The sequence below is a fragment of the Escherichia sp. WS33 genome (genome assembly GCF_046486385.1).
Taxonomy (GTDB): domain Bacteria; phylum Pseudomonadota; class Gammaproteobacteria; order Enterobacterales; family Enterobacteriaceae; genus ECMA0423.
In genome coordinates this window covers 129,248-145,587 of sequence record NZ_JBJQLJ010000008.1, presented here as the reverse complement: position 1 = coordinate 145,587, position 16,340 = coordinate 129,248, and the positions used below count along the sequence as shown (strand labels likewise).

Annotated in this window: 19 protein-coding genes; 7 read left to right on the top strand and 12 right to left on the bottom strand. The window is 48.2% G+C overall.

What is annotated here, in order from left to right; all coding sequences use genetic code 11:
• Nucleotides 1–13 precede the first annotated feature (13 nt).
• From rfaY to rfaQ, 6 genes are read right to left on the bottom strand one after another with little or no spacing between them, the layout of a single operon-like run.
• The gene (rfaY, locus tag ACJHXA_RS09425) at nt 14–706 is read right to left on the bottom strand and encodes a lipopolysaccharide core heptose(II) kinase RfaY (RefSeq protein WP_000633091.1); all 693 of its coding nucleotides are present in this window, start codon (nt 704–706) and stop codon (nt 14–16) included.
• Between the two features lie 9 nt (nt 707–715).
• On the bottom strand, nt 716–1,711 hold the full coding sequence (locus ACJHXA_RS09420) for a glycosyltransferase family 8 protein (RefSeq protein ID WP_001001720.1): 996 nt from the start codon (nt 1,709–1,711) through the stop codon (nt 716–718).
• Between the two features lie 16 nt (nt 1,712–1,727).
• Nucleotides 1,728–2,744 (bottom strand): lipopolysaccharide 3-alpha-galactosyltransferase, encoded by a 1,017-nt coding sequence (waaO, locus tag ACJHXA_RS09415; protein WP_001272734.1) that lies wholly within the window; start codon nt 2,742–2,744, stop codon nt 1,728–1,730.
• A 15-nt stretch (nt 2,745–2,759) separates the two neighbouring features.
• Entirely contained in the window at nt 2,760–3,557 is a 798-nt protein-coding gene (gene rfaP / locus ACJHXA_RS09410; RefSeq protein ID WP_001315906.1) for a lipopolysaccharide core heptose(I) kinase RfaP, read from the bottom strand.
• Complete coding sequence (locus ACJHXA_RS09405; protein WP_000634246.1) at nt 3,550–4,674, bottom strand: glycosyltransferase family 4 protein; 1,125 nt, start codon at nt 4,672–4,674, stop codon at nt 3,550–3,552. The genes rfaP and ACJHXA_RS09405 overlap by 8 nt, the downstream gene beginning before the upstream one ends.
• Nucleotides 4,671–5,729 (bottom strand): lipopolysaccharide core heptosyltransferase RfaQ, encoded by a 1,059-nt coding sequence (gene rfaQ, locus ACJHXA_RS09400; RefSeq protein ID WP_000360402.1) that lies wholly within the window; start codon nt 5,727–5,729, stop codon nt 4,671–4,673. Before rfaQ ends, ACJHXA_RS09405 begins: the two co-directional genes overlap by 4 nt.
• A 412-nt stretch (nt 5,730–6,141) precedes the next feature.
• On the opposite strand from rfaQ, the gene waaA reads away from it, so the two are divergent.
• Together waaA and coaD are read left to right on the top strand one after the other, a co-directional pair.
• Nucleotides 6,142–7,419 (top strand): lipid IV(A) 3-deoxy-D-manno-octulosonic acid transferase, encoded by a 1,278-nt coding sequence (gene waaA, locus ACJHXA_RS09395; protein ID WP_000891564.1) that lies wholly within the window; start codon nt 6,142–6,144, stop codon nt 7,417–7,419.
• 7 nt (nt 7,420–7,426) lie between these two features.
• Nucleotides 7,427–7,906, top strand: a complete 480-nt coding sequence (gene coaD / locus ACJHXA_RS09390; protein WP_001171866.1) for a pantetheine-phosphate adenylyltransferase — start codon at nt 7,427–7,429, stop codon at nt 7,904–7,906.
• Between the two features lie 38 nt (nt 7,907–7,944).
• On the opposite strand, the gene mutM is transcribed toward coaD, so the two are convergent.
• The 4 genes from mutM to radC all read right to left on the bottom strand — a co-directional run bounded on the left by mutM (nt 7,945) and on the right by radC (nt 10,161).
• Complete coding sequence (gene mutM / locus ACJHXA_RS09385) at nt 7,945–8,754, bottom strand: bifunctional DNA-formamidopyrimidine glycosylase/DNA-(apurinic or apyrimidinic site) lyase (protein WP_001114533.1); 810 nt, start codon at nt 8,752–8,754, stop codon at nt 7,945–7,947.
• 97 nt (nt 8,755–8,851) lie between these two features.
• Entirely contained in the window at nt 8,852–9,019 is a 168-nt protein-coding gene (gene rpmG, locus ACJHXA_RS09380) for a 50S ribosomal protein L33 (protein WP_001051798.1), read from the bottom strand.
• Between the two features lie 20 nt (nt 9,020–9,039).
• Nucleotides 9,040–9,276, bottom strand: coding sequence for a 50S ribosomal protein L28 (gene rpmB, locus ACJHXA_RS09375; protein WP_000091955.1), 237 nt, complete (start codon nt 9,274–9,276; stop codon nt 9,040–9,042).
• A 216-nt stretch (nt 9,277–9,492) separates the two neighbouring features.
• Nucleotides 9,493–10,161, bottom strand: a complete 669-nt coding sequence (gene radC, locus ACJHXA_RS09370; protein WP_001298959.1) for a RadC family protein — start codon at nt 10,159–10,161, stop codon at nt 9,493–9,495.
• 171 nt (nt 10,162–10,332) lie between these two features.
• Between radC and coaBC the strand changes: the two genes are divergently transcribed.
• The 3 genes from coaBC (at nt 10,333) to slmA (ending at nt 12,692) form a co-directional block, all read left to right on the top strand.
• The gene (coaBC, locus tag ACJHXA_RS09365) at nt 10,333–11,553 is read left to right on the top strand and encodes a bifunctional phosphopantothenoylcysteine decarboxylase/phosphopantothenate--cysteine ligase CoaBC (protein ID WP_000050139.1); all 1,221 of its coding nucleotides are present in this window, start codon (nt 10,333–10,335) and stop codon (nt 11,551–11,553) included.
• Nucleotides 11,531–11,989, top strand: coding sequence for a dUTP diphosphatase (gene dut / locus ACJHXA_RS09360; protein ID WP_000976070.1), 459 nt, complete (start codon nt 11,531–11,533; stop codon nt 11,987–11,989). Before coaBC ends, dut begins: the two co-directional genes overlap by 23 nt.
• A gap of 106 nt (nt 11,990–12,095) precedes the next feature.
• Complete coding sequence (gene slmA / locus ACJHXA_RS09355) at nt 12,096–12,692, top strand: nucleoid occlusion factor SlmA (protein WP_000818601.1); 597 nt, start codon at nt 12,096–12,098, stop codon at nt 12,690–12,692.
• A 36-nt stretch (nt 12,693–12,728) separates the two neighbouring features.
• Here slmA and pyrE read toward each other — a convergent pair whose 3' ends face one another.
• Nucleotides 12,729–13,370, bottom strand: coding sequence for an orotate phosphoribosyltransferase (gene pyrE / locus ACJHXA_RS09350; protein WP_000806161.1), 642 nt, complete (start codon nt 13,368–13,370; stop codon nt 12,729–12,731).
• Between the two features lie 65 nt (nt 13,371–13,435).
• Nucleotides 13,436–14,152, bottom strand: a complete 717-nt coding sequence (gene rph / locus ACJHXA_RS09345; protein WP_001247093.1) for a ribonuclease PH — start codon at nt 14,150–14,152, stop codon at nt 13,436–13,438.
• Between the two features lie 126 nt (nt 14,153–14,278).
• Between rph and ACJHXA_RS09340 the strand changes: the two genes are divergently transcribed.
• Nucleotides 14,279–15,142, top strand: a complete 864-nt coding sequence (locus tag ACJHXA_RS09340; RefSeq protein ID WP_000621336.1) for a YicC/YloC family endoribonuclease — start codon at nt 14,279–14,281, stop codon at nt 15,140–15,142.
• A 220-nt stretch (nt 15,143–15,362) separates the two neighbouring features.
• Nucleotides 15,363–16,187, top strand: coding sequence for a DNA damage-inducible protein D (gene dinD, locus ACJHXA_RS09335; RefSeq protein WP_001297374.1), 825 nt, complete (start codon nt 15,363–15,365; stop codon nt 16,185–16,187).
• The last annotated feature ends 153 nt before the right edge of the window (nt 16,188–16,340 follow it).

The following is a 16,340-nucleotide window of genomic DNA, read 5'->3' as shown; positions in this document are numbered from 1 at the left end:
TTGACTGTGTGGTTTACGCTTTGCCTTTTAATTTTTTAATAAATTTGCGTAGTTTGGTTCTGTAGATTACTGAATAGTAGCCATAATCTTTTATTTCGTTGGCAATACCCAGGTGACGTTCCATGGCCAGACGATCACGAGCTTTACGCTCTGCCGTACAGCTTTTACCGGATAGGTCAATTATCCTGACACCATCTTTACTAACGATAAAATTACCCCGGTGTGGGTCGCCCGATAGCATATTTAAGGCATGCAATTTTTCCATTGAAGCCTTAATTTCTGTTTTAACATTTTCTGGAATAATCGGCATATCATTGAGCTCTACGCCCTCGACATACTCGATAAGCATAATAAAAACACTGGCATAGTTGAAAATTTTACGCTCAGCCAGAAAATAAAAATCATTAGGAAAAGTAAGACCTGCACTTCTGACACGATCGGTTTCAACGATCAAATTCTGATAGTAGTCACCTTTTACAAAAGATTTTAAAAAACGTTCATTCCTTTTCGTTTTCGGGGCAAAGACTTTAAAAACATAGCGACCATATTTCGTATCAATCAATGATACTTTGGTATCATCAATATTACGTAATACTTTTACTGTTTTAAAATTATAGGCCAGTATTTCATCAAAGATTTCTTTATATTTATTATCATTATCTTTGTAATAAAATGAGAAGCCGCGATAACGTATACTTGTAATCATAAGAGTAATTTATTTCTTAAGCTTGTACTTAATTAATGAAGTTATGCCTTTTATATACTCACCATGGGCAAACAGATGCTTATATTGTTTCTGCATTTCTGCAACAGTCCGCGCCTCTTTAAGAGGATATTTCTTCCAGGGAGATTGTTCACGCGCGATATTAAAGTATGATGCAGACGGATATCCAGCCCAGCTATGCCATGGTTTAGTTATCCCTGTATAGTGAATCAACACTGTTTTATCGGTAATGGTTTGCTGATACTTTCGATGACTACGATCATAAAGTTCGTTTTTCAGGGTATAAATAGTATCAAAATCCTTCGCAAGGTAGATATTATTCATATTAAATGCGATATTCAACGCATCCTGATCTAAATATTTAAGAGAGCCATATTTAGTTTCCCCTCGTAAAAGTTTGAGTAAATACGGTGTCAAATTTGCTTCATGCCATTTTTTAAGATTGACATAGATAACGCCTGCATTGAAATAACGTCCATTCATTTCGGGAATGTTGAGGCGTTTTGCACATGCCGCCTGAGTACTATCATTGTCAGGAATGACCGCAGCAAACTCATCTTTAAATATAATTTCTGTGAGAGGTTTCAGGCTTCCTTTACAAACAACATCGGCATCCAGATACAGCAGTGTGGAAATACTTTCACTCAGATATTCAAAAGACAATACCCTGAAGTATGTCGCGTACGACCAAAACTGTGACGTCGGCAGATCAGCAAAGTATTTGGGGTCAATTAAATATACAATAATTGAGGTATTAAATTGTTTTGCTGTTTCATTAAATGACTTTAAATAATCATCATCCACATAATCAGTGAAAACATGAAAGACAAAATTAATATCTGAATTATTAATCAAAACGGAAGAAATTGAAACGCCAGCACCATACAAAAAATTCTTATCGATACCGTAGGAAACATTTAGCTCTGGGGCGTTTTCTTTTTTATTATCTGCTAAATACGAAAACCGTTCTTTTATAAATTCATTCATTTAACTTTTCTCAATTTCATTTTATTATCTTTAAATAAAAATAATAAATATAATTCATTATCCCGTTAATTGGTTTGTTTTGTTTAAAATTATGCTTGGCGCAATAACGAGCATAGTTTGAGTTAACTGGCCGCATTAACGGTTCATTTTTCCAGGGCGATGCTTCTTTGGCTTTGATAAAAGGTTGCGCACTTGGATAACCGGCCCAGTAATGCCAGGGTTTTGTCGGGCCGACATAATGAATTAATACGGTTTCATCATTAATTGGACAAACAAATGATTTTTTTAATTCATAATTTAAACTAAATTGCGTATTGTATTTAGCATCAATGAATTTAACTTTCCCTAACAGGATAAGATTAAGGATATCTTGATCCATATAGGTTAAACGGGAAACGATGGCTTTATCAGCAAGCATCGACATCGCTTTAGCAGAAACGGACTCCTGCGCCCACGCTAGTGTATTAATTAACAGGACACCTGAATTAAAGTAACCCTTTTCAAGTTCATTACACTGCAGACTTTGACCCCGTAACGACCACCAGTTAGCATCGCGTTCAGTAACAACAGCAGCAACGTTATTGGCAAGATCCATTGTTATCAGCGGCTTTAAGTTTCCCTGACAGGCGATATCAGCATCCAGGTAAAGGATCTTATCTTGTTGATCAATAAAGTAATCTGCAATTACAAAACGGAAATACATGGCAATAGACCAATTTTTGGTCGTCGGTAATGCCTTAAGCCGTTCACAATTTACCAGATGGATCTGGATACAGGTACGATAGCTTTTCGCCAATTGGGCTAAACGCTGGATATCGGCTTCAGGGATATCATCAATAAAAACGTGGAAAACAAAACTCACGTCGTTGTTATGTAACAAAACTGACGTGATTGAAACACCACAACCAAAAAGAAAGTTTTTATCAATGCCATAAGCAACATGGAATGATGATGCCACTGACGCCGCTGGCCTTTCATCGAAGATGATTGTCTTATTGATCATCTCTTGTGGATTAAAATAGTGGGCACTCATATTTCTCTCCGGAAATTACAACGATTTTCGAATCGTTCTTTCCCTGATTTTTGTGGCTTTTGCTTCTGCTTGCGACAGCAGTCCTTGTTCCAGCTTGAGAATGTCTTTAAGCGGGGCGGCAAAATACACTTTCATAAACCGCCAGATATCCCGCTGAGTCAGGCCGATATTCATCGAAGAAAAATAAAGCCCAATAAGATCTTTATCGCGCCAACGACGTGGAACGCGCGTGCGAAGCTGCGCCCGGTGCAGGTCAATTACCGAAATTTTTAACTCCTCTTCCTTACCGGAAAAAGGCAAGTGCAGCAGGAAATGACAGATATAACAGTCACGGTGATTAATGCCCGCAGCATGCATATCGCGCACCATCGTCGCGACACGCTTAATAAGCATACGCTTTACGCGAACATCTGGTGGGTTGGTCGCCCAGTCAGCACAGTAATCTTCCAGACTTATGGTTGGTGTCAGATCTTCGGTAATAATAAATGAAGTTCTGGTCAGCGGATTCATGCCTTTTTCGCCAAATGCCACCCCATACATAGTATCAACGCCGACATCCCGCAGTCGATGAATCGCATTCCATTCGCGGTCAGCGCCTAATACTGGCATCCGCAATGAGAGTAAATTTTTGATTATCTCTTTCAGGGTCGTGCCGCGATGCCATTTGAGAAAATAGCTTTTGCCCGCCATTTCAAAGCGCAGAGTACGGCGAGTTTCCAGTTCACGAAATACCTCACCCTGCAAGGTTTTAACTTCCTCAAAAGGATCTTTGCCGCGCCATAACGTGGCAAACGGCTCTTTAAGTTCAACCATCCAGACCACCCGTTATGATATCCGCCGCTTTCTCTGGCAGACTGTATAAATCTTGTGTATCAGCATAATGTCGCGCATTTTCCGCCCAAGCCTGGCGCAATGAAGATTGCGTTAACGCTTTGCGTAAAATCTCATTCAATGTTTCCTGGCGGAATGGCTCAGCAATAGCCTCGCCGCAATTAGCGTCGACAATATAATGCGCATAGCCACAAACGGCAGTTGTTAGTACCGGTAATCCTGCAGTAATCGCTTCCAGCAGCACAATTCCCGCCGCTTCCTGGTAGGCAGGATGCAGTAATAAATCCGCCGCCGCCATTAATTCCGAGACATCGTTGCGCCCCGAGAAGAAGTGAACATTACTGCGCACGCCGCGTTTTTCTGCCAGTGCCTCAAATTTTCGCGGTTTATCCTGCCCAACAACATATAGCAATGTGTTGTGGCGCAGCGAATCCGGTAACGAAGCAAGTGCTTCAATGGAACGATCGACACCTTTACGCGTGAAGTCTGAACCGACCTGCAACAATAAATATTGTTGTTCGGTTATTCCATTCTTCTTACGGAAGATTTCACGGCTATTGGCTGGCTGCTGGCTATATTTACGATCAGGATAAATCCCCGGTGGCAGAATATGAAAACGCTCCGCTTCAGTCTGATAATGTTTCTGGAAATCGGCGATTTGCTTATCTGTCAGCATCAGCAGCTGTGTCGGCTTGCCCTGTTCGAAGGTTGCCCGCTCAAAGGCGGCATAATGGCGATAACGTGACGTCAGGCGATAGAAAAAGCCTTTTTCCTGCGCTACTTTCTCGGCATAACAAACATCAGCGGCATAATAAACGTCCAGCCCCGGCATTTTGTTGAATCCAACGACTTTATCGACGGGATGTTCGCGTAAATGTTTTTGCACCCAGGCAAAATACTCCGCATTGCGCCCGTGATTGGTATGCGATTTAACCGGCACTTTGATCAGTTCAAATACATCAGGGCATTCGCCTTCCCACGACTGGGTATAAACCCGAACATGATGACCTCGGGCGGCGACTGTCTGAGCAATACGCATAAAATCACGCTGCAAACCGCCAAAGGGAAAATATTTATATAAACAAAAAGCAACGATCATAACGACGTACCTGTCGTGGAGGAGGGCAGTAATTTATCGACAGCAGCAATGACATCTGCCGCCGGAATAACCGAAAGATACATCTCATTTCGGTCACGCTGATCGCGCGTTGGCATTTCCCGGTAATCTCCCGCCCAGAATTGAATCATGTTATTTGACCAGGGACGCCAGAAAATATGGTCTGTCGCACCAAACAGCGATATCAGCGGCGTATTAACTGCAGCGGCAATATGCGCCGGTGCGGAATCAACGCCAATAAACAGCTGCGCATGATCGATTAACGCACCAAGTTCCGGGAAGGTCACCTTTCCAGCCAGCGCCGTTACTGGTGGCGTCTGGCATCCCTGCGCAATTTCATTGACGCAGGCCAGATCGTCTTTATCCGGGCCGGACGTCAGAACGACTTCATAACCACGAGCATGTAAGGCATCAATCACAGCGGAAAACTTGGCGTTGTCCCAGCATTTGAAGATTTGCCGCGCCGTAGGTTGGATAACCACATAATTTTGTCCAACACCAGCGTGATCAAGTTCGCGACGCATACGTTTCCAGCTTGCAGGCGGGTAACTCATGGTTGTCTGCTTCACCAACGAATCAAGTCCCAATGGTGTCAGCACGGATAAGTTACTTTCCACCACATTTCCACCCTGCAACGGCACCAAATGGGTGAAACTTTTACGCCAAAAAGCAGACTGCCGATGATGATAATCCTGGGAAATTTTCACACGGGCATTTAATAAGCGAACCAGTATAGCAACCATCCATTGATCGGTAAGATTGACGATAAGGTCATACTTATTGGCACGTAATACCTTGATGAGATGAAAAAAGTTGGCAATTTTTTCTGAGGCTTTTGCTTTTTTATTTTTTATGCCGTAGAGCGCGTTAATCTCTGGATTTTCAGACAGGATCGGGATGGTGTCCTGATAAAGCAGCACATCGATTTTTGCGTCAGGGTAATTTTTTTTCAGCGAACTAATGACGGGAGTAGTTAATAACATATCCCCATGAAAACGCATCTTAATGAGCAAAATTCTTCGAAATGGCTTATCCACAAGTAACTCTTTTTGTTGAGATTATCCGATTAAGGTGAAGCAGAAAAAGCACGCTACCGCCCCAGGCTCAACAGCTACCTGAATACTGATACCGCACTGATATTGACGCGCTAGTGTATCACTTCTTTCGCGGCAATCCGACCCGAATGATTTTTAAGCACATTGTTGATTTTCAATAAAGAAATCAATCAAATAAAATCATTAGCAACCATATTCTTTCACTGTTGCTCTGCGATTCCTTCCTGCACGTACAGCAGAAATCAATGAATCGCATAAAAATACAAAAAAAGTATAGATGTTCAGCAAGAATTGGCGGGTAAATTGCTATTTAAGTCAAAAACGGGAAAAGTAATGGTAAAGCCACAGCTAAATACATAGAATCCCCAGCACATCCATAAGTCAGCTATTTACTATGCTCGAATTGCTTTACACCGCCCTTCTCTACCTTATTCAGCCGCTGATCTGGATACGGCTCTGGGTGCGCGGACGTAAGGCTCCGGCCTATCGAAAACGCTGGGGTGAACGTTACGGTTTTTACCGCCATCCGCTAAAACCAGGCGGCATTATGCTGCACTCCGTCTCCGTCGGTGAAACTCTGGCGGCGATCCCGTTGGTGCGCGCGCTGCGCCATCGTTATCCTGATTTACCGATTACCGTTACAACCATGACGCCAACCGGTTCGGAGCGCGTACAATCGGCTTTCGGGAAGGATGTTCAGCACGTTTATCTGCCGTATGACCTGCCCGATGCGCTCAACCGTTTCCTGAATAAAGTCGACCCCAAACTGGTGTTGATTATGGAAACCGAACTATGGCCTAACCTGATTGCGGCGCTACACAAACGTAAAATTCCGCTGGTGATCGCTAACGCGCGACTCTCTGCCCGCTCGGCCGCAGGTTATGCCAAACTGGGTAAATTCGTCCGTCGCTTGCTGCGTCGTATTACGCTGATTGCTGCGCAAAATGAAGAAGATGGTGCACGTTTTGTGGCGCTGGGCGCAAAAAATAATCAGGTGACCGTTACCGGTAGCCTGAAATTCGATATTTCTGTAACGCCGCAGTTGGCTGCTAAAGCCGTGACGCTGCGCCGCCAGTGGGCACCACACCGCCCGGTATGGATTGCCACCAGCACTCACGAAGGCGAAGAGAGTGTGGTGATCGCCGCACATCAGGCATTGTTACAGCAATTCCCGAATTTATTGCTCATCCTGGTACCCCGTCATCCAGAACGCTTCCCGGATGCGATTAATCTTGTCCGCCAGGCTGGACTAAGCTATATCACACGCTCTTCAGGGGAAGTCCCCTCCACCAGCACGCAGGTTGTGGTTGGCGATACGATGGGCGAGTTGATGTTACTGTACGGCATTGCCGATCTCGCCTTTGTTGGCGGTTCACTGGTTGAACGTGGTGGGCATAATCCGCTGGAAGCTGCCGCACACGCTATTCCGGTATTGATGGGGCCGCATACTTTTAACTTTAAAGACATTTGCGCGCGGCTGGAGCAGGCAAGCGGGCTGATTACCGTTACCGATGCCACTACGCTTGCAAAAGAGGTGTCCTCTTTACTCACCGACGCCGATTACCGTAGTTTCTATGGCCGTCATGCCGTTGAAGTACTGTATCAAAACCAGGGCGCGCTACAGCGTCTGCTTCAACTGCTGGAACCTTACCTGCCACCGAAAACGCATTGAGGTTGTTATGCAAAAACGGGCGATTTATCCTGGTACTTTCGATCCCATTACCAATGGTCATATCGATATCGTGACGCGCGCCACGCAAATGTTCGATCACGTTATTCTGGCGATTGCCGCCAGCCCCAGTAAAAAACCGATGTTTACCCTGGAAGAGCGTGTGGCGCTGGCACAGCAGGCAACCGCGCATCTGGGGAACGTGGAAGTGGTCGGGTTTAGTGATTTGATGGCGAACTTCGCCCGTAATCAACACGCTACGGTGCTGATTCGTGGCCTGCGTGCGGTGGCGGATTTTGAATATGAAATGCAGCTGGCGCATATGAATCGCCACTTAATGCCGGAACTGGAAAGTGTGTTTCTGATGCCGTCGAAAGAGTGGTCGTTTATCTCTTCATCGTTGGTGAAAGAGGTGGCGCGCCATCAGGGCGATGTCACCCATTTCCTGCCGGAGAATGTCCATCAGGCGCTGATGGCGAAGTTAGCGTAGCGTTTATGCCGGATGGTATGCCATCCGGCGCGCATGAATTACTTCTGGCACTGCCGACAATAAAACGTTGCCCGCTGCGCATGTTTAGTCGCCACAATCGGCGTACCGCACACCCGACACGGCTCGCCTTTTCGCCCGTAAACCTGCAATTCCTGCGCGAAATAGCCCGGTTTACCATCACTTTGCAGAAAATCTTTCAGCGTTGTACCACCCTGCTCAATCGAACGCAGCAACACCGCTTTAATCACCCGAGCTAACAATTCACACTCTGCCAGCGACAGTGATGACGCCAGCCGATCCGGATGGATCCCCGCCGCAAACAGTGATTCGCTGGCATAGATATTCCCTACCCCTACCACCAGCTTGTTATCCATCAGCCACGGTTTAATCGCCGTTTTTTTCTTCGCGCACTTCTGATGCAGATACTCACCATTGAAATCGTCGCTGAGCGGCTCCGGTCCAAGATGGGCCAGCACATTATGCCCTTCCAGCTCTTTGGTCCACAGCCAGGCACCAAAGCGGCGCGGATCGGTGTAGCGCAGCACTTTACCGTTGCTCATCACCAAATCCACATGGTCATGCTTTTCAGGGGGAAGTTCTTCTGGAAGGATGCGCAGGCTGCCAGACATCCCCAAATGAATGATAATCCAGCCCTCAGGCAGCTCCAGCAGCAAATATTTAGCCCGCCGCTGCACGCTAAGCACTGGTTGGTCGCTTAAACGGTAGATCTCTTCTGAAACCGGCCAGCGCAAGCGTCCGTTGCGCACCACTGCATGAAGAATGGTTGCACCAACGAGATGCGGTTCTATGCCGCGACGGCTGGTTTCAACTTCGGGTAATTCAGGCATAGCATCTCCAGGAATGAACAGATGCAATCAATATGGGGGCAAGCAGATAACAAAAAACCCCGCCGGAGCGAGGTTTTTTGTTACATCAAAGCGAGAATTATTTGATTTTCGCTTCTTTGTAGATCACGTGCTGACGAACAACTGGATCGAATTTTTTCAGTTCCAGTTTTTCCGGCTTAGTACGTTTGTTCTTCGTAGTGGTATAGAAGTGACCAGTACCAGCAGAAGAAACCAGCTTGATTTTCTCACGAATACCTTTAGCCATGATTTATTTCCTCTAAGTACTTAGTACTTTTCGCCACGGGCACGCAGTTCAGCCAGAACTGTATCGATGCCTTTTTTATCGATTACACGCATACCTTTAGCAGATACGCGCAGGGTGACAAAACGCTTCTCGCTCTCAACCCAGAAACGGTGAGAGTGCAGGTTCGGCAGGAAACGGCGTTTAGTCGCGTTCAGTGCGTGGGAACGGTTGTTACCGGTCACCGGACGCTTGCCAGTAACTTGGCAGACTCGGGACATGTCTATTCTCCAAAAATCAAATTAGCTCGAGCTTCGTATGGGGTATTGGCGCCTCGTCAGGCTTTACAGCCCGGTCATCGCAGTTCTATGTGAACTCTCGATTGCCAGGCCCAAATGCCAAACCCGAGATTCTCAAAGGTGGCGTAGTATACGCTGACTCAGCGATGTGCTCAAGTCCCGAACAGACAAAGATCCCGAAGGATCGCGCATAGCGGGTTAAATCCAGCCGCGTTCGGCAAAAGAAACATACTCTCCACGCCCAATCACGATATGGTCGAGCACGCGTAAATCCATGAACTGACAACTCTTTATTATCCGTTCAGTAATGAGTTTATCCGCTTTACTGGGTTCAGCACAACCCGAAGGGTGATTATGTGCAAGGATCAGCGCCGAGGCGTTTATTTTTATCGCTTCGCGGATAATTTCCCGAGGATGGACTTCAACATGGTTTAGCGTGCCGGAAAAAAGTCGGCTATGCGTTATAACCCGGTGTTGTGAGTCGAGAAAGATCACCATAAAGATCTCCCGCTCCTCACCCGTGAGCTGGCTTTGTAAAAATTCCCGCGTCATCTCCGGGCTGAGTAAAGGGCTTTCTTCACGCATCCGCACGTTGTAGTAACGCCGCGCCAGTTCAGCAATCCCCTTTAACTGGGCAAATTTCGCCACGCCAATTCCATGAACGCCACTAAATTGTTCATATTCAGAGGTTAACAAGCCATAAAGAGAGCCGAAATTCTCCAGCATCTCTTTTGCCAGGGTTAATACATCTTTACCGCGCGTTCCGGTACGCAGAAATAGCGCCAGCAGCTCGACATCCGTTAAGGCGCTAATACCAAACTTCAGCATTTTTTCGCGCGGCATCAACAGCTGTGAATTGTTTTTCACCTTCACCTCCTTTGTGGTGCTCGCATCCTGTCATAGCCGTTCCGTTAAATCGACGGCCAGTTTTCAATCCTGGAAAGCGCCTCGCAAAGTGATTCTCAGGTGAAGGCACGACAACAAAAGTATTGTGATAAAATCGCCAACTTCTGGTGTCACCCAACAGGAAAAATCATCATGAGCCTGGCCGGTAAAAAAATCGTTCTCGGCGTTAGCGGCGGTATTGCTGCCTATAAAACCCCTGAACTGGTGCGTCGTTTGCGCGATCGCGGGGCCGACGTCCGCGTAGCCATGACCGAAGCGGCAAAAGCCTTTATCACCCCACTTAGCTTGCAGGCGGTTTCTGGTTATCCCGTTTCCGACAGTCTGCTGGACCCGGCAGCCGAAGCCGCTATGGGCCATATTGAGCTGGGTAAATGGGCTGATTTAGTGATTCTCGCCCCTGCCACGGCAGATTTGATTGCCCGTGTTGCTGCCGGAATGGCGAATGACCTGGTATCGACGATTTGTCTGGCTACACCTGCGCCTGTAGCCGTGCTCCCCGCCATGAACCAGCAGATGTACCGTGCCGCTGCCACGCAGCATAATTTAGAGGTGCTTGCTTCCCGTGGTTTGCTCATCTGGGGGCCAGACAGTGGCAGTCAGGCTTGTGGTGATATCGGTCCTGGGCGAATGCTCGATCCGTTAACCATTGTGGATATGGCGGTAGCGCATTTTTCGCCCGTCAACGACCTGAAACATCTGAACATTATGATTACCGCCGGCCCGACGCGTGAACCGCTCGATCCCGTGCGTTATATCTCTAATCACAGCTCCGGCAAGATGGGTTTTGCTATCGCCGCCGCCGCTGCCCGTCGTGGCGCGAACGTCACGCTGGTATCAGGTCCGGTTTCACTACCGACGCCACCGTTTGTTAAACGTGTTGATGTGATGACCGCGCTGGAAATGGAAGCCGCCGTGAATGCTTCTGTACAGCAGCAAAATATTTTTATCGGCTGCGCCGCCGTGGCGGATTATCGCGCAGCTACCGTGGCCCCAGAGAAAATCAAAAAGCAGGCCACGCAGGGTGATGAATTAACAATAAAAATGGTTAAAAACCCCGATATCGTCGCAGGCGTTGCCGCACTAAAAGACCATCGACCCTACGTCGTTGGATTTGCCGCCGAAACAAATAATGTGGAAGAATACGCCCGGCAAAAACGTATCCGTAAAAACCTTGATCTGATCTGCGCGAACGATGTTTCCCAGCCAACTCAAGGATTTAACAGCGACAACAACGCATTACACCTTTTCTGGCAGGACGGAGATAAAGTCTTACCGCTTGAGCGCAAAGAGCTCCTTGGCCAATTATTACTCGACGAGATCGTGACCCGTTATGATGAAAAAAATCGACGTTAAGATTCTGGACCCGCGCGTTGGGAAGGAATTTCCGCTCCCGACTTATGCCACCTCTGGCTCTGCCGGACTTGACCTGCGTGCCTGTCTCGACGACGCCGTAGAACTGGCTCCGGGTGACACTACGCTGGTTCCGACCGGGCTGGCGATTCATATTGCCGATCCTTCACTGGCGGCAATGATGCTGCCGCGCTCCGGATTGGGACATAAGCACGGTATCGTGCTTGGTAACCTGGTAGGATTGATCGATTCTGACTATCAGGGCCAGTTGATGATTTCCGTGTGGAACCGTGGTCAGGACAGCTTCACCATTCAACCTGGCGAACGCATCGCCCAGATGATTTTTGTTCCGGTAGTACAGGCTGAATTTAATCTGGTGGAAGATTTCGACGCCACCGACCGCGGTGAAGGCGGCTTTGGTCACTCTGGTCGTCAGTAACACATACGCATCCGAATAACGTCATAACATAGCCGCAAACATTTCGTTTGCGGTCATAGCGTGGGTGCCGCCTGGCAAGTGCTTATTTTCAGGGGTATTTTGTAACATGGCAGAAAAACAAACTGCGAAAAGGAACCGTCGCGAGGAAATACTTCAGTCTCTGGCGCTGATGCTGGAATCCAGCGATGGAAGCCAACGTATCACGACGGCAAAACTGGCCGCCTCTGTCGGCGTTTCCGAAGCGGCACTGTATCGCCACTTCCCCAGTAAGACCCGCATGTTCGATAGCCTGATTGAGTTTATCGAAGATAGCCTGATTACTCGCATCAACCTGATTCTGAAAGATGAGAAAGACACCACAGCGCGCCTGCGTCTGATTGTGTTGCTGCTTCTCGGTTTTGGTGAGCGTAATCCTGGCCTGACCCGCATCCTCACTGGTCATGCGCTAATGTTTGAACAGGATCGCCTGCAAGGGCGTATCAACCAGCTGTTCGAGCGTATTGAAGCGCAGCTGCGTCAGGTATTGCGTGAAAAGAGAATGCGTGAGGGTGAAGGTTACACCACCGATGAAACCCTGCTGGCAAGCCAGATCCTGGCCTTCTGTGAAGGTATGCTGTCACGTTTTGTCCGCAGCGAATTTAAATACCGCCCGACGGATGATTTTGACGCCCGCTGGCCGCTAATTGCCGCGCAGTTGCAGTAATATGACGCCGGATGACTTTTCATCCGGCGAGTTTCTTTAAACGCCAAACTCTTCGCGATAGGCCTTAACCGCCGCCAGATGTTCCGCCATTTCCGGCTTCTCTTCCAGATAGGCAATCAGATCTTTCAGGGTGATGATAGAGATCACTTTGCAGTTGTAATCACGCTCAACTTCCTGAATCGCCGAAATCTCGCCGCGCCCCCGTTCCTGACGATCAAGCGAAATCAATACGCCAGCAAGCGTCGCGCCATTAGCCTGAATAATCTCCATCGATTCGCGAATCGCCGTTCCGGCGGTGATCACATCATCTACCAGCATTACGCGTCCTTGTAACGCGCTACCAACCAGATTGCCGCCTTCACCGTGGTCTTTTGCCTCTTTGCGGTTAAAGCAGTACGGCAGGTCAAGGTCATGATGCTCCGCCAGCGCCACGGCGGTAGTGGTCGCAATCGGGATCCCTTTGTAAGCAGGGCCAAACAGCAGATCGAACTCAAGGCCGGAATCCACCAACGCTTCAGCGTAAAAACGGCCTAACAGTGCCAGATCGCGCCCGGTATTAAACAGCCCGGCGTTGAAGAAATAGGGGCTTTTGCGCCCGGACTTCAACGTAAACTCGCCAAACTTTAACACCTGCTTGCCAAGCGCAAATTCAATAAACTGGCGCTGATATGGTTTCATGCCTTCGCTCCTCATCTTACTTTTCTACAGACAAAAAAAAGGCGACTCATCAGTCGCCTTAAAAATCAGTTTGCCAGCGCCGCCTTCTGCGTCGCTACAATGGATTCGATTCCCCCTCGGGCCAGAGCCAACAAGGTGAGTAGCTCTTCATGGGTGAACGGCTCGCCTTCTGCCGTCCCCTGCACTTCAATGATGCGCCCGTCTTCGGTCATCACTACGTTCATGTCGGTCTCTGCGGCAGAGTCTTCAACGTATTCCAGATCGCAAACCGCTTCGCCGTTCACAATTCCGACAGAAACTGCGGCTACCATCCCTTTCATCGGATTGGTTTTCAGCTTGCCGTTTTCCACCAGCTTCTGTAGCGCATCTGCCAGCGCCACGCAGGCACCCGTAATCGACGCGGTACGCGTGCCACCATCAGCCTGAAGCACGTCGCAGTCCAGCGTAATGGTGAACTCACCCAGCGCTTTCAAATCTACTGCCGCGCGAAGAGCACGGGCGATCAGACGCTGGATTTCCATTGTGCGTCCACCCTGCTTACCTTTCGCCGCTTCACGAGCGTTACGGGTGTGGGTAGAACGTGGCAGCATGCCGTACTCTGCGGTGATCCAGCCCTGGCCCTGACCTTTCAGGAAGCGCGGCACGCCTTCTTCAATAGAGGCGGTACACAACACTTTGGTATCGCCAAATTCGACCAGCACCGAGCCTTCTGCATGTTTTGTATAGTTACGAGTCAGGGTAACGGGACGCACCTGATTATTGCTACGGCCTGCTGGACGCATATTGAAATCTCCGGCTTGAAACAAATGTGGCTGCGCATTATACGGACTTCCGGCGGTTATTCCTATCCTGACAAGGCATCGATGGCTATAATCCTTCCACCTCTCCTTTTATAAACAGGAACGTCTATGATCCGCAGTATGACCGCCTACGCCCGGCGTGAAATCAAGGGTGAATGGGGGAGCGCAACCTGGGAAATGCGCTCGGTAAACCAGCGTTATCTGGAAACTTACTTTCGTCTGCCGGAGCAGTTCCGTAGCCTTGAACCTGTCGTTCGCGAGCGTATTCGTTCTCGCCTGACGCGCGGTAAAGTGGAATGTACCCTGCGCTATGAGCCAGATGTTAGCGCGCAAGGTGAGCTGATCCTCAACGAAAAACTGGCTAAACAGCTGGTAACTGCCGCGAACTGGGTAAAAATGCAGAGTGACGAAGGGGAAATCAACCCGGTTGATATTCTACGCTGGCCGGGCGTGATGGCAGCCCAGGAGCAGGATCTTGACGCCATTGCCGCTGAAATTCTCGCGGCGCTGGATGGTACGCTGGACGACTTTATTGTCGCGCGCGAAACCGAAGGTCAGGCACTGAAAGCATTGATCGAGCAGCGTCTGGAAGGCGTCACCGCCGAAGTGGTCAAAGTCCGCGCCCATATGCCGGAAATCCTGCAATGGCAGCGTGAGCGTCTGGTCGCGAAGCTGGAAGATGCTCAGGTTCAGTTGGAAAACAACCGTCTGGAGCAGGAGCTGGTTCTGCTGGCACAACGAATTGACGTTGCCGAAGAACTGGACCGCCTGGAAGCGCATGTCAAAGAGACCTACAACATTCTGAAGAAAAAAGAAGCCGTTGGTCGTCGTCTGGACTTTATGATGCAGGAATTCAACCGCGAGTCGAACACTCTTGCGTCGAAGTCTATCAATGCCGAAGTGACAAACTCCGCGATTGAGCTGAAAGTGTTGATTGAGCAGATGCGCGAGCAGATTCAGAACATTGAATAACTCGTAACGCCAATTCTTACTTTTCAGCCTTCACAAATGCCGCCCACTCAAACAGAGCGGCATTTTTCTTCCCCGCAACTTCAATTCTGTTTTGCGTGCCTGCTCCAGATTTTGCGATGTTTTTTTGCCCAGCACACTGAGAACGTGAGATACTCACAACTGTATATAAATACAGTTACAGATTTACTTTCTTTGCAATCGATATCACATGGAGTGGGCAATGAACGAACATCATCAACCTTTTGAAGAAATACGGCATTATGGCACTGAAGGGCAAGAATTTTGGTCAGCTAGAGAATTGGCACCGTTACTGGATTATCGGGACTGGCGCAATTTTCAAAAGGTACTGGCCCGCGCGACTCAAGCGTGCGAAGCCAGCAATCAAGCTGCATCTGACCATTTCGTTGAAACCACCAAAATGGTTGTATTAGGTTCAGGGGCTCAACGAGAACTTGAAGATGTTCATCTCTCCCGCTATGCCTGTTACCTGGTAGTACAAAACGGCGACCCTGCGAAACCGGTTATTGCGGCAGGGCAAACTTATTTTGCTATCCAGACCCGACGGCAGGAGCTGGCTGACGATGAAGCTTTCAGGCAACTTCGTGAAGACGAAAAGCGTCTTTTTCTGAGAAATGAATTGAAAGAACATAACAAACAATTGGTTGAGGCAGCGCAGCAAGCTGGGGTAGCGACAGCTATCGATTTCGCCATATTTCAGAATCATGGTTACCGGGGGCTGTATGGTGGATTAGATCAGAAAGCCATCCATCAGCGGAAGGGGCTGAAAAAGAGTCAGAAGATCCTGGATCATATGGGTTCAACAGAACTGGCGGCTAATCTCTTTCGAGCTACCCAAACAGAAGAAAAACTCAAGCGGGATGGCGTGAATTCAAAACAGCAAGCTAATACCACACACTTTGACGTGGGTAGCAAGGTGAGGCAAACCATTCAGGAACTTGGCGGAACCATGCCTGAGGAGTTGCCGACCCCGCAGGTCAGCATCAAGCAGTTGGAAAACAGTGTAAAAATTACAGAGAAGAAATAGCAGAAACTAAAAACTCTTTTTGTTGATTGAGATACCCGATGCGTAAGCCAAAGTCCAGGTGCGGTGAACACAATGGCTAAACATTGCACCTTTCTTTTCCACCCCTCAATTTTAACCTATTTTTTCTTATGCATTTTCTCAGACAAGAAGTCA